Source organism: Occallatibacter sp. FHG110214_02, from assembly GCF_059115385.1.
Genome location: NZ_JBZYWK010000006.1, coordinates 182,565 through 196,967 on the forward strand (window position 1 = coordinate 182,565; position 14,403 = coordinate 196,967).

The 14,403-nt window shown below is 53.5% G+C and carries 11 protein-coding genes; all 11 read right to left on the reverse strand.

What is annotated here, in order from left to right; all coding sequences use genetic code 11:
• Nucleotides 1-54 precede the first annotated feature (54 nt).
• Nucleotides 55-1,860, reverse strand: a complete 1,806-nt coding sequence (locus tag AC5S3R_RS07985) for a type IV secretion system DNA-binding domain-containing protein (protein ID WP_494266490.1) — start codon at nt 1,858-1,860, stop codon at nt 55-57.
• A gap of 1 nt (nt 1,861) precedes the next feature.
• Complete coding sequence (locus AC5S3R_RS07990) at nt 1,862-2,341, reverse strand: plasmid mobilization protein (protein WP_494266491.1); 480 nt, start codon at nt 2,339-2,341, stop codon at nt 1,862-1,864.
• 356 nt (nt 2,342-2,697) lie between these two features.
• Nucleotides 2,698-3,093, reverse strand: coding sequence for a hypothetical protein (locus AC5S3R_RS07995; RefSeq protein WP_494266492.1), 396 nt, complete (start codon nt 3,091-3,093; stop codon nt 2,698-2,700).
• Between the two features lie 536 nt (nt 3,094-3,629).
• A complete protein-coding gene (locus AC5S3R_RS08000) occupies nt 3,630-3,854 on the reverse strand; it encodes a hypothetical protein (RefSeq protein ID WP_494266493.1) in 225 nt (74 codons plus the stop codon).
• Nucleotides 3,855-3,918: 64 nt separating this feature from the next.
• Nucleotides 3,919-4,449 carry a hypothetical protein gene (locus AC5S3R_RS08005; protein WP_494266494.1) on the reverse strand — a complete coding sequence of 177 codons (531 nt, stop codon included), beginning with the start codon at nt 4,447-4,449 and terminating at the stop codon, nt 3,919-3,921.
• A 32-nt stretch (nt 4,450-4,481) separates the two neighbouring features.
• Nucleotides 4,482-5,027, reverse strand: a complete 546-nt coding sequence (locus tag AC5S3R_RS08010; protein WP_494266495.1) for a hypothetical protein — start codon at nt 5,025-5,027, stop codon at nt 4,482-4,484.
• A 4-nt stretch (nt 5,028-5,031) separates the two neighbouring features.
• The gene (locus AC5S3R_RS08015) at nt 5,032-5,868 is read right to left on the reverse strand and encodes an RHS repeat-associated core domain-containing protein (protein ID WP_494266496.1); all 837 of its coding nucleotides are present in this window, start codon (nt 5,866-5,868) and stop codon (nt 5,032-5,034) included.
• A 40-nt stretch (nt 5,869-5,908) separates the two neighbouring features.
• The gene (locus tag AC5S3R_RS08020; RefSeq protein WP_494266497.1) at nt 5,909-6,367 is read right to left on the reverse strand and encodes a hypothetical protein; all 459 of its coding nucleotides are present in this window, start codon (nt 6,365-6,367) and stop codon (nt 5,909-5,911) included.
• A 38-nt stretch (nt 6,368-6,405) separates the two neighbouring features.
• Nucleotides 6,406-10,833 carry an RHS repeat-associated core domain-containing protein gene (locus AC5S3R_RS08025; protein WP_494266498.1) on the reverse strand — a complete coding sequence of 1,476 codons (4,428 nt, stop codon included), beginning with the start codon at nt 10,831-10,833 and terminating at the stop codon, nt 6,406-6,408.
• A 79-nt stretch (nt 10,834-10,912) separates the two neighbouring features.
• Complete coding sequence (locus tag AC5S3R_RS08030) at nt 10,913-12,820, reverse strand: hypothetical protein (RefSeq protein ID WP_494266499.1); 1,908 nt, start codon at nt 12,818-12,820, stop codon at nt 10,913-10,915.
• Between the two features lie 1,190 nt (nt 12,821-14,010).
• The gene (locus tag AC5S3R_RS08035) at nt 14,011-14,403 is read right to left on the reverse strand and encodes a hypothetical protein (protein WP_494266500.1); all 393 of its coding nucleotides are present in this window, start codon (nt 14,401-14,403) and stop codon (nt 14,011-14,013) included.

Sequence of the window (14,403 nt, forward strand, 5' to 3'; positions counted from 1 at the left end):
AATGCACTCGTGAACCCGCTTTGATCGAAATTTGTCCTGAAAACGGGCTTCCAGTCACTCAATTCCCTTAGACTCATCCCACACAAACGCCTCTTTGGGTTTATCGGTGGATTGGTCGGTGGGCGTATCAACAGGCGCATCGAAAAGTGGAAGCGTAGTCTGGACCGCTGCCGATGGTTTGGGTTGCTCTGTGCGAACTACCGGCGTCGGCGGTGACGGCCTGGGCGCAACCTCCGGCAACTTGCGCTCGATAAACTGCGGTTGTCCGCCGTGCTTCCTTGCGAACTGGAAGTGAACCGGCACAACGCGATTCTCTTGCTTGATGAAGCCATGCAACGGTTCGAGGCCGGAGATTTCCGAAGCCATGACAAGCGGCTTGGTCGCAATCTCCATCGCATACGATTTCCTGCTGCCGAACAGCCTCATACTGCGCGATTCCTTCAACCGTTCGACTTCAATTTCCCCGATGGCATCGGAAATCCACTTGGCCACGCGTGGCTCGGTGGTCTTGAAAAACAGCTTGGTTGCGGGCTGCGAAAGCATCGCCTCGGCGTCCTGCCCGTAGCGTTTTTCAAGCTGGCTGCGGCCCTGAAAGCCCAACACAACAGGATTGCCGTACTTGCGGTTTTCCGTTACGGCGGTATGGAGTTGCGGCAGTTTGTTAAGGCTTGCCAGTTCATCCAGCACAAACCATACCGGCTTTGCGGTGTGGTCTTCGCAGTACCCCATCATGCGAAGAATGAACAAGTCGAGCCACACCGAATGCAGCGGCAGAATCTTCGCGCGATAAGCCGGAGTGGAAGTCAGAAACACCCATCGTTTACGCTCGGTGTACCACTCCGCCGTCGCAAACGTGGGCCTCGTATGTTCCCACTCCGGCAACAGTTCCAAACTGTCGGCTACCATGTTTAAGCTCGCCAACACTGCGGCCCGCTGTGCGGGCGCTCCTGCATCGAGCAACGCGGCCAGCGGTGTTCCTTTCACCGCAAACTCGATCCGTGACGGCTCGGCCATCATGCTCAGAATGTCCCTGGGTTGAGGCTGCCGCTTGAGCAAGTGGGCCAGTATCCGGCGCGGTCCATCGGTAAAAAACTCCTTCTCGTATTCTTTTTCCGGCAGGAACGCGGCGGCAATCGTCGCTGCCGTTTCGTCGCGGTCAATATCCTTGCCAAGACTCCAATAAGGATAACGCTGGTCAAGAGGATTCAGAATTAAATCGCCGCGCGAGGGCGAGTAGAACTCACTCACAAAATCCATTGCCGGGTCGTAGACGATGGCAGTTTCACCACGCTCCCGCACCTGCCGGAGAAGCTGCCGGATGGCGTTCGACTTCCCGCTGCCAGTATCACCCATCATCAGAATGTGGCTGGCTTCAAGGCGCTTTGGAATACGGTAGCTTGGCCCGACTGAAAGCCATCGCAAATAGCGATTCTCGAAGCGCAGACGGAAATGGATGCCGTCCGTCTTTGCGCCTCTCCATCGCAAGGCCGATGCCAACTCCGGGCCTTTGGTCCTGCGTCCGTGGCGTTCTTCCTGCTGCCGATTCCGAGCAAAACCTTGCTTCATCCAAAGTCGCAACACATAGAGCAGCATCAACACGGCAAGGCTGTTGAGCATGGGCCGTCCGAACAACCACCACACGCTCACGCCGTCATAAACATACTCCTGCAATCCTTTGGCAAGCGCGTCGGCAGGCACTTGCTCCGGGGCGCTGAACTCCACTCCACGCCAACCCTCCGCGATGGCTTTGGGCGAGAGACGGACGGGCAGTTTCGCGTCCGGCCCGGTCACTACATCCTCGGCTGAGGCAGGAATCGCCTTCCGCCTGGGCGCGGTCTTCATCACCCATCGGATCGTCATCTCACTGCGCGGCATCCCCGCCCCTACGGAGCTGGCGGCATAGGTCGTGAGGTAGACCTTTTGCAACGGCGTGAGTGTCCATTAGAGCCATGCCGACGCCGGGAAGATGAGAATAAGCGGGCCAACTGCAAGCCAGAAAAGGAACCAGAATAGCCGCCCTGTCCGGCTCGGAAAACGCATGGGGCGGCTCACTGTTTGCCTCCGTCTTGTCCCTCCTGGATAGAAACTCCGCGAGAATCTTTCGGGCGTCGGCCAGCACCAATTCGGTAGGGTCTGCCGGACGTTGCCGGGCGGCTTTCAAGGCCAGCTCGCGCAGCCATTCGGCCACGGTTTTTCCTGCGCCTTCGGCGGCGGTTTCTACCTCGGCCAGTTCTTCCGGCGTTACTCTGGTTGCGATGGTTTTAGCGCGCAAAACCGAACGCGCTTCGTCCTTTGGAGAGGCCGGAGACTGCAAGGGAGCCGGGATGCGGGGAGTACTCATGGGGAAACCCGCCTCGAAACCAGCTTGCACCTCCGCAAATTGGCCGTCAAGCGCAAGGATGCTGGAAGCCTTTGCCTATCAGTGCGTTTACGCATTGGGCGCTCTAAGGCGCTCTGCGCGTTTACGCGCGTAAACGCATTGACATTATGCCGGATGCGCGAATGGTCAAATTGCTGATTCAAAGTACGTTCACGTCACCCAGCCTGAGATTTCAAGCCGGTTTACGGGTAGCATCCCATTTGGGGGTGACGTGTCGCTACTCCACCCGCCGCCTTAGCGGCGTTGCTCTTCGATGGGAACGAGCCACTGCTGTTTACAGATGTAAACGCGCCACAGGCCTCCCCGCAGAGCGGCATCTACTGCTTTTCGTAGACAAGCGTACCCTTGTCAGCTGGCCGATCTGGATTCCACCACGATTCGGTGATGGTTTTACCATCGTTGCTCAGTTTCAGCGAGCCTTGAGTGAGAACCTTGCCATTGCGCTTCGTCAGAGTACGAATCTCGCGTCGTCCAACCGACCGTGCGGAGTAGCTCGTTCCCTCTTCAGTGCTAGGCCCATGTACTACTGTGTCGGCTCCATCGAGTGGCGTGTCCATATACAGACCGGCGTTTGGATAACCGATATGCAGAACCTGATGATCTAGCCTCAAGGCCATCTCGGTATGTTGCTGCAGGTAGCTCGTATTCCGCCACTGGCCAGCAAAATCATTGGAACCCGATATTCGTGAGGCGACGATCTGATTTGTGATCACGGGCCCGCTCGCACGGAACGCGGTCGCCGTCGATGTAAAAATCTTCCCCCCATCCGAAAGTTCCCACCGGTAGACGTTTGTCTTTACCCCATTCTCCTTTCGGGTCATGTCTAATGTATTGACACTGCTTCTGACACAAGCTTGTGTACGATTTTTCCCCATCGATCGGAACTGTCCATCGCAGCAAAAAGCATAGCTCGAGTTGGCGTCATCCCAGCGATACTCACCGTCTGTTGAAATCGAGATCGTAAAAGCTGGCCCCTGAAAGCTACTCTTTGAAGGATTCAGTTTCCATGTGCCGTTCCAGTCCGGAGAGGGCGTCCGGCATCCCAATATGACGCAGAATGCGTAGAACATTACCCAGCTGAACCACGCACTCCTCGTCGGTTTTGCCGGCACTGCATACAAACCAGAATGATGCGTGCGAGTCTCGATCTCGCACACATAGGAGCCTGCCCCGAAGCGGAGCGGGCGCAACCGTGGAAACGCACCGAATATAAGGCGCTGCAAGTCTATGATCGCCATAGAAGATCAGTTCACTTTGCTACGTACTTTTCAAACAAGAAGTATCCAATGCCGAAAGCGCCGCCAAGGTAGTCTATTGCGACCAAGCTCCAGAATTTCGTCGGTTCTTTGAGGCGGGAGGCCGTTCGGCCAAAGCGCCCCAACGCTTCTCCGGAAAACGTCGACGCTAGTCCCAGTCCCATTAGGAACACGCCAATAATCAACGAAACGTACGGCCTTAAGGTCGGATCAGACATGAACCATCTCTCCTTTTGCCCTCCTGCTCATGCGACTTCCAGCTCTCTACAGCACCGACTTTCCTCAACACATTCCAGATAGCACGCACTGTGCCTCAGGAGTTTGTATCGATACACCGTTCCCGTTGCCCATCGTATTTCCGGGAATTGCGTTGATCATCGGAGCCATGATGTTATTCGTGATAACGCCTCCCGCGAGACCTCCGGCGTCATTTACCACCGTTATTGGACCGAAGGCTTCGCCAAAGGTTCCCGGGATGAACGAGCCGCCATTTAAGAGCAGGTTTAAAGGACTGGGATCATAGTATCCACTTCCGAGAGCAGTTCCCTTTGCCACAGCATCATGGCCAGTGAGCGTGGCAGCGGTACCGAGAGCATCCAAGCCCAAAGAAACGTATGGATTAGGCTCGGGCTCAACCTCGTGAACTGAACCTGGCACGATTGTGAGGACACCAATTCCTTCCAGCTCCGCATTCGTGACAAGTCCATTGCCATGGAAGAAGTTATCAAGCCTTTGCCCCAAACGACCCCAAAAACCCGGACCTTTTGAGGAACCATTCTGCTGTTGGGCCAACACAGCGAGCCAATGCATCATAGGCATAGGGCATCGCACGCTGACCCTTTGGCTCATTTGTGTCCTGGACCTTTATGCAGCCTGAATGAATACCCCAGACGCTTTAATTGACGATTTTCAGCATCACGAATGCGCTCAGCAGAGGCTTTCGGATTGATGGTGAACTTTGCCTTATACGCCTTGTTTTGGATGAAGTCACACACTTCTTCATCCGTCATGTAAACCGTCAACATGCTCCCCCCATGTGGAGGAAACTTTGATGTCGGCTCTCCAGACAGTTCAACCACGCCATTGGCGTCAACAACAAAATAACGATAGACCTCTCCATAAGGCATGTCTTTGTAAACCACGACACCTGTACCGTTCGGCGCGATAGTTTTGCTGACGTACATGCTTATTTGCGCCGGGCTATTATCACCTCCACCGTTATCGTCAATTTGAAAGTAGAGGGCCTCATGTCGCAGGTCGTACAGTTCGTCCTCGATGGCCTGGGCTATCGCGGGTAGAAACTCTTTAGAATCCCGCGTTTTCTGCGACGTAACCTGTGCATTTAGCGGCAAGACAAGAGCCATCAAACAAAGTACAAAAGACAATTTCATCGGTTTACCTCGTATTGTTGATCCAGATGTAGATCGTGTCGCCTTTGCTTATACCGCCGTCACCATTGGCGGTAGTTTTGAAAGGCCCAAAGACGATCTGATTTCCATTTGCCCATGAGGGAACTCTCTGGGCATCCCCAAGAGTCGTGTCACGCACGAAAAAGTGCCTTGATCCATTCGTCGGGTCAGCGCTATGAGCAGCCTCATTCACTGCATCAACAGAATCGTTGTACGCTCGCACTCCGGGTGGATATCCTCCGGCGAGATCTTTCTGTTCTCTCGCACTAAGGGTGCCGGAATCTTGGAATGCTGACTTGTTCGTCACGTTGTTATAGACGTGTGCCGCATCAACCCTTGCATCGTGAAGGTCGCCATCATCCGATTGTCCAGGAACTGGCCGAAGTGCAGCGGTCTCGTGATAGACCACGTTTGCTTCACGATTGCCAGCTTGATAGGGACTCTGATGTTGGGCCTGCGGCGGGCTGCTTGCGGCGACTGTGGCAGCACAGTCTGGGCAGGATGGCCCGTTGAGACCATCACCTCCCTCCCAGAGGGAGTGCTGGTTGTTGTCGGCGAGGGGGCTGTGACCATCCGCGTCCACTCTGCTCAAAGGGTTGTTCAGTACATAGCTGTACAGGTTGAGGCTCTGCGGGTTATCCAGTTTCGCATAGGGAACAGGTTCAACCTTGGCGCTCCAGTCCGGACTCATGAACCGGCCCATCGAACTCGCGTAGTACCTTGCCCCGAAGTAGTCGTTGCCGGATTCTGTATCACGTTCTTTGGCGGAAGAATGCAATCGCGAAAAGCACACATTGGTTGCACATGCGGCGAAGTACATCATAAATGTGGACCTCGCCGTCATAGACGTAAACCTCAGAAAATCAGTGGGGTTGTTTCTGAAGATTGAACAGCATTCCTCCAGCAGGAGCACTAGGATCCTCAACTCCGCTTTCGAGCAATACGTGAATTTGCTGTTCATTCACTGTGGCCGTACCTCTGACATTGAGAATCGCTTTTGCCTTTAAATACTCAACACGTAGGGTTTTGTTGTCTGTCCAGTGGAGATTTACGCCATAGGCTTGATCATTTCTGACTGCACCATAAAGGGTCGCAACCTTCTCAAGTTGTTTACTGCCGTTTGGCCCAACACTAACGTCATAGCCGAAAGAGGTTGTGGCACCCCCATTCGACTCGATGAGGACTGCAACTGTACGTCCATCTGGAGATGGTATGCGTGCCACTTCATGACTCGCAGAGTTGCGACAGCCACAACAAGCCACCGCCAACGCTAGCATCAGCGTGATTCGTCCAAGCAATATTTCCCGAATCAAATAGCTCATCTCCGACTTCTTCGTATGGGCTTTTATTTCCGCTCGCATTAGCCACCACACCCTAGTTGCGCATATTTGATACCGAGATTGATGAATTTTTGATCGTTAGGGTCATCTCCGTATGGGTAGACGCCGCCATTGGGATTTAAGAAGATGCTTGGAAGACTGCCTGGATCGCCTCCAAACTGAGGGGATGAAGGATGTCCTCGCTGTGCTCTTCCCGCCGCCCGGTCCAGTGTAAAAGGAGGCAAGTTCATCATGGTCCCAGTTGCCCCATAGTTGAAGTTGCCGAAATTCTCATACTGCGCACCCTGCGTCTTGTAGTCCCACACGCCACCGTAATTGACCTTATTCCTGAACCACAAAAGGCCTATTGGATCGGGCAAGAACGCGGCGTCTGACGCTGCATTCATGTTGGCGTTCAAGTTGGCATTGCTCGGGGCCGTCGGGACGGAAGGGCAACCTGTTGTGTGAAAACTTTGGATTGTCTGATACTGAATGCTACCCACATTTCCGGTGAACGTTGACAACGTATCAGTGTCACCAGTCTCCGCGTTTACATTGACGGTCGTCGTTGCATCTGGAACCCACTGCCCTTTATTCCCGTTCTCATCAGCAGTTTCACACTCGCTTTGACTCGAGTGAAAGTCGTATTGCGAGTCGTCCCCAATATCAGCATCAGTACTTCCGTAGTAGCAGTAGAGCCCTGTTGGATCGGTGTTCTTAAGCGGATTGTTCAAAGCATAACTGTAGAGATTGAGGCTCTGAGGATTCGTTGGGTCTGCATATATGAGCCCACTTGGGTCCGGGGACAAGAACCTCCCCATCGTAGAGGCGTAGTATCTGGCCCCAAAGTAGTCATTGCCTGATTCTGCGTCCCGTTCTTTGCCGGTAAAGAAGTTGGGCGAAGGAGAACACGATCCGCTGGTCTGCGCAGCATCGCCGAATGGCAGGCTCGACTCCGTCTCGCACAGATTACCATTGCCGTCACTGCGGGCCGCTTCTGTTCCGAGCCAGTTTGCATGAGTGTAGTAATACGAGTTGCCCACTAAAGTGCCCAGATGACGATTTCCAGCCCACAGTTCCGTGCGCTGCACCGTACTCATCGTGCCGTCCATATCTACCACACGATGACCGGCTATATCGTAGAAATACAGATTCGTAATGGTGCCGCCAACAGACTTAGCGACGCGGTTACCCTCAGCATCGTAGATGTACTGATAGGCTCCCTGGTTCGATGACGCCAGCCTTCCCTCGCCGTCGTAGCTGTATTCATTTGCAACGGATGCATGGCAACCGCCCGCGTCCAGCATGTTACCTGCCGCATCATAGCAGTAGAAATCTATCCAGTTTCTGCTGTTGTTAAACGTCAACTGAGGCTGGGGAGCCGAACCGGCTGAGGCCGTCTGTGCCCAGCGATTGCCGAAGGCATCGTAATTCCACGCAAGCCCCGTGCTAGAGGAACGCGCCGCTGTCAAACGGTTCAGTGTGTCATATTGATAGACCCAACTGCCGTTCACTGTGTCCGAGGCGTCCGCTACATTCCCGTTCGGCATGTAGTCCACATTGTAAGCGTAGCGGGCTGGGAGTGTGCTTCCGCTGGAAAGAGCAGGCATGGTACCGGCGACGATGATGGACAGCGGCGGGAACAGATACGAACCGCCCCCTTGCTGATAAGCCCTTACAGATAAAAGGTGCTCACCAGGATCGACATTGGTGATGGCCCCAGTGAATGTGTATCCACTGTTCAGGTAGTCGGAGCGTCCCGTGGCGGTCACCACGTCTGATCGCGCCCCCCCAAGTGTAGCCAACCCCAGGGGCTGACCATCCAGAGTGACCTCGACGCGTGAGAGGGGTGCGCCGGGATTTACGTCCGGCTCCGCCGCCCAGCCCTGAACTTTGATACTGCCACCCAGCGGCACCGTATTGCTCGATGCGTTTGACGCGTTCACCGCCGAATCCAGATTGCCGGTCATGGTGTTGTTGTTCGCTGTTACCGTGATCGTGGCATTGCACGAACTGGAGATGGAACAGCTAAGAATCGTCTCGTTACCGCTCGAATCGTATGTGGCAGCGGAAATCTGGTGTGTTCCTATAGGGGCTGATTGAATAGAGCCGGTGAATGTCCATCCACTTTGCGCCCAAGCGGGATTGTTCTTTGCTGAGGCTACGTCAGGACGGCTGCCTCCGAGCGTGGCAGTGCCAATCGGTTGGCCATCCAACAATACAGCAACTTTGGCAACCGGAGAACCATCTTCCTGGTCTGCCGCCCAGCCCGAAACCTGAATCAATCCTCCGCTCACGACTGTAGCTCCACCACTTGCTACACCCTGAGCGATGTCTATATGGCCTGTCGGTGGTGTATCTGCGGTAACGATGATGGTGTAGCTATTCAGTGTTACCGAGTTTTGGTTCCAATCGTAAGAAATAGCACTCACCGTATGTGTTCCAACAGATACATTTCCGATGGGACCGGTGAAGCTAAAACCGCTGTAAAGGAAGTTCGGTTGATTGTATGCTGCTTCGACATCGGCACGTGAAAGCCCGAGTGTTGCCATGCCAATGGGATTACCGTCAATGAGGATCGCGACCTGTGCTAGCGGAGAACCATTCTCCACGCTGGCTGTCCATCCGATAACATTAAGGCTGCCGCCTTGTGGAATCGAAATGCCGCCGCCTTTGGCATTGCTCACGGAATCCACCCATCCGTTCGGTACTGTGCTCCCACTGGTTGCAACATCCGGCTTACCGACCGCGTAGGCAATCACGCGGCTACGCTTGTCATAGGCATACTCTTCCTTAAGCCCATTGCCTAACGTCGCTGCTGTCAAACCTAACGGACCATAAGTAGGATTTGACCAGAGCGTATCGGGGTTCGCGTCCTGCGAATAATAGTGTCCTAGAGTGACGAGGTTTAGCCTGCTTGCTCCATCGTAGCTGGTATTAACCATTGCGCCGCCTGTCAGAGTGGACACGGTCAGGTTTCCAGCTAGGTCATAAGCTGCATTTGCGCCAGAGGTATAGGTGCAGTTGCCAGGAACGCAGATAGTTCTGGCTACAACACGACCCATCGCATCATAGGAATAATGGGCTTTAAATCCATTACCGTTTGATGAAGCGCTTAATCGTCCTATCGCATTACCGACAGCAGGGCTCAGTGGGCTACCGTTCTCGTCATTACCGTCATAGCCAAATAAAACCGTTGGATCACCGCTGGAATACTGTTTAGAGAGCAAACGATTCAAGGCGTCGTACGAATAGTTGGTCGTCACGCCGCGAGCATCCGTCCTGGAAGCTACATTGCCATTCCCGTCATAGCCTTCTGTACAGTTGCTTCCATTGGGGAGCGCCCCTCCAGTGGTTCCATAGCACGTCCATCCAGATTCAGGATTGAAAGCCTGAATAAGCCGCGAAAGACTGTCATAGGTGAAACTGCGGCTACGCGCAGTGCTTCCGCTTTGACCATTTTGCGTTACCGAAAGAAGATTACCCAGAACATCGTAGGAATAACTTGTTTGCATCGTAGGGGCCTGGGATGATCCGCTGGGCTCCACTACCAGATTCATTCGCCCAAGCGCATCATATGTCCGCTGCCAGTCGTTTCCGTTTTCGTCCGTCGAATCAACCCAGGTGCCCGTCGTCGAACTGCCAATCTTGCTATTGCAGCCTGCCATCGCCCCCTTCGGCAGGACGGATGCGACACCGTCATAGCACCATGTAAGAAAGCTGCCATCAGTCTGCTGCTGCGCTACGGTCCTTCCCAGAGCATCGTAAGTATTGGTGGATATGCCATAGGTGCTATCCGAAGTGGTTCGGTATGGGTTGGTTTGCGTATAAATTCGTCCAATTCCGTCGTAGGCCGTGTCCACATAATCTGTTCCTGACGGGTCGGATGTAAGCTCCGTCCGAACTACGCGCCACATGCCATCCATGATCGAGACGGAGGTCTTAGTCGTGCTGGAGTTGATCGTCTGCGCGGTCGTTATCGAAGGTGAAGGCTCGGAATCGTTATAGGTGTAGAGCGTTTGGCCCCTGTCGGGGTAGGAGATCTTGGTCATCCGGTTCAGCGGGTCGTTATAGGCATAGCTGGTTGTATTCGAGTTCTCATCCGTGCTGGATGCGAGCAGACCAGTGCCATAGATGTAGGAGAAGCTCTCCTGGTGAACCACGCCGTTGACGGCTGGGTAGATAATTTTGGTCGGATATGCATTGGAGTTGCCGCCTCCGGGATTACTGCCGGACGGATTGTCGGAGTAGGAATAGGTTGTTGTGTGGACGCCGCCACTGGACATATCCGAACAAGCTACGTTGCCGCATGGTTCTGTCATGGACAGAACCTGGCCTGTCTCATCATAGGTGTAGGTGCTCTTCGGTGATGTTCCTGAACTCGACCACCTCGTTTTTGTAGTTACATTCCCACGCGGCGTGGAAGAGCTTGCGGAGTAGTAGGTCTCATCGTGAGTGCCGGTTGGCAACCCGGATACTGCCGCGACCGCCGTCTGATCATAGCTGTAATCCGTTTCAGCGACTTTATAGGTGCTGGACGACGTGCAGTTACCGGCTCCGGCAGATCCTGAACAGACAATCACTTTGGGGAAGGTAAAAGAATTGCGTACTGCCAGTCGGGGCAACGGGATTTCCGGCAAGAGCCTGATAGCTCGTTGCAGTAATTCTAGTCGGTGAACTCTGGCCAAAGTCGTACTCGTCTTTCTCGGTCACAACCGAGTAGGGTGAGTAATAAGTGTATTTCTGCTGAGACGATAGCCCAGTGGGAAGAGTTGTCGTGCTGGACGAAAGGTTGAACTGGTCAGCCCAAGTCTGACTCACGGTTTTGATCGGGGTGGAGGTATTTCCCCAATCGAAATATTGTATGGACGATTCGACTGCAATGTGGCCAGGAAATGCGCGGGGAAAGCCGACTACGTTTGATGGCTGACGTCCGCCCGACGGTAGCGCAGTAGACGAATTCCCGGTATCCATTGGGCTGTAGTTGTAGATTGTCGTGCTCGTGAGAGATCGAACGTTGTCAGTCGTCGCCACCGTAGTTTGCTTGGACGTCCAGGTAGTGTAGTCCGATCCCCATTGGGTCGCATACGAAAACTGTTGTGTCTCTGTAGGGGTGGAGTTGCCTGCCAAGCCCACGCTTCGTGTGCCCACGACAGGACTTTGATAGATGTACTGGCAAGCATCAATGTAGTAATTCCAATTGGGCGGAATATTGGAAGCGCCATCGAAGGCGGCATGGTCTGATGGCTGGTCACTAAGTTTCCACTGATATTTCACCCATGATCCCGGATAGTCGATCTCCGACAGCAGTCCCCATGAATTGTAGTGAAACTGGTATACATCGCCATTGGGAAAAGTAATGGATGAAATCACGGTTGCAGTGAACGTCACTTGCGGGACACCCGCGCAGCGAACGCCCGAAGTCGCATTTTCCTGAACAGGATTCACGCTGTAGGACCCACTGATGTTGGTCCAAGTCAACTGATACGTGAGATTACCCACCTGGATGCTCGTCGTGCTCCCATTGGTCACTGGAAGCGATAAGAGCGGCCGGCCAAGCGTATCCTGAAAGCTGATCGTTTGACCGCTTGTTGTTTGAGTGATCTTATTGCCATTCCGGTCCTCTATATAGTCCGGAAAAGAGCCCCCAATGAAATTGTTGCTCTGCCCCGCATCTTGCATCTGGAACCATTCATTTCCAGGTTCTGAGAAGTAGTACGAGGTTCCATTAGAATCCGCCACTAGAAGTGGTGGCCAATATGTGGTGCAGTTATAGCAGTCGCCGACCAAAGTCGCGGTGTAATGGTTATCTCCGCTACTTGGAGTGCCGGGAGGCGTGCCTGTTCCGCACTGGTCATTGCTCGAGGAGATATTGAGCGGATGAGAGCTACCACTGCTATCCGTGAAGAAGTAGTTTGCCGTGCCCTCGTAGGTATTGCCTGGATTGGAAGGGCAATTGGCCGTGAAAATGTACGCTGTTATCTCTGGCAGTCCGTAGGACCATCCCGCAGAGTATCCCATAATGGAGGACGTTTGCTCCGACCAGATAGCATTTGGATTTCCGTCGGCGGTTGGATCAGGAGTATACCCGAGAGGTAGAAGCTGCACGGCGGTGGACGAGTTATAGTTGATCGAGAATGGGAGACTCAGGCCCCTGCCCGGAGGTGTTGGCAGTTTCATTCGCAGGCTTACTGATCCATTGGCTGGGTTGACCGTCTCAGACGCATCCTGGATATACGAGTGACCAACCCCAAACGAGGGCGTTACGGTATTGTTGTCCAGATTAACAACCTGCGCTGCTGCACTGAGACCGGCACAAGCCAGAAATCCGACAACAAAGTAAGATGGAAAACGCGTCATCACGTTTTTGGGAACCTTGTCAGGCAGATAGAGAGTGGCGTAATCGCGCGTCGACAGAGGCAAGGATGGTTGCGCGTTGATCATATGCTGAATCAACGCTTCTCCTTTTCCGATCGGGAAGCCACCGTCAATCCGACAGTTGCGCCATCGGACGCTGGTGCAATTGTGCCTACTGGAGGCAGGCGATACCACAGCCCTTAGGAATATAAAGAGAAAGACTCCTGGAAGGAAAAACAGCTGCCTCTCGCAAGTTGAAGTTTCGACCAGCCGTCGATGACCAATGTCTAGGAAGAAAAGTAATGTGGCAGATAGCCTACGCCAGCCTTTTCGCCTAACATCCGCCCAGCAAGCTCGATTGTTCTTGAAGGATACGTGCAAGAAAAACATGAGAGACACCTCAAGCAATCTTTAAACCAACTTCAATATTTGAGGAGAGCGGTGTGGCTCACCGAGATTCGTAGCAGGCGCTGCAATTACAAATACTACTGCAACGTCACGAGCACTTCGATGATCCCTTGTCCCGAATCCAGAGAACCCATTGCCTTACCGATTACCGCGCCGAGCATCTTAGCCTGATTGTCCTCTTCGTCGCATACCCCGCGCTCTTTGTCCGTGCCTGTGCGGCCATGCCTCCACTGTGCCCATCATCAGAACAAAAATCAGGAATATGACGGCAGTGCGAATACCGTTAGTGCGCGCAAAACCTCTCTTCTGTCTCTACAGGCAGAACGTGTGACGCAGCCACGAATAATTACTCGTAACTGCTCTCAAAAATTGATACAGAGGTACGCAGAACCAGAAAGGCAACTTTCCGAACCTGCTTGGCAGCAGGCTAAAAAGGAATAGACAAGTCCACCAAGCGCGAATTCGCGCCAATGCTGAAACCATGTTTATTTTGATTTGTGTGAAACCGAGAGCCCCACTAAGCGCACTAGGTAATCCGAAAAATCTTGTCAAGCATTTTTCCTTATATTCACGGATGATTTTAGTGCACAACCGCTTCAATCTAATGCAACGGTTACAGGTGTAAAGGTTACGCGGGAATGAGCCGCATGCGTAGGGCGGAATCTGAAGGAGGGTTTTTCGCCTTTGGCTCTCAACCAAATTTCTTTCGTTAAGTACCCCGCTTCATGTCTTTGCGGCGGGCAGAGGCGAGGCGGGTTCAGTCAATGCTGCGCGTTCTTTTGCGCATTCATCGCAGCGCAGCGGAGAGCATTGACAGGTTCCGACCGGCTCTGCCACAAAGCCGCATGAAGCGGGCACTTGATGAAAGAAGAAATTTCGGTCTACTTTCGCACGATCTTTGAGTTCTGCAAGTGTCCGGTGGCTGGAGAGAGTTTCCCTGGCTTCAATCGGGCTTTGGCCTTCGCTATCGAGGCCAGATCAGCCTCATGTTCACGCCGTTCCTGTGCTCTTCGTTTCGCTCGCAGGTCATACGCCTCGTCTGTTTCTATATCCCGCCACGTCTCCAAAACATAGTCGAGTATGTTGCCACGAAACTCTCGCAGTTGTGCCGCGTCCTCGCGTAAAGACTTTATCTGGTGTGCAAATTGCTTGAATTTGGCAAGCCCTAATAATGCCTCATTTGCCCGCTGCATACCGTCCGTGAATTGGAAAACCAACTGCTGGAGCGATAGGGCCGAAGCTGTGGAGATAAATTCCGGGTCGCCTTGCTTCAT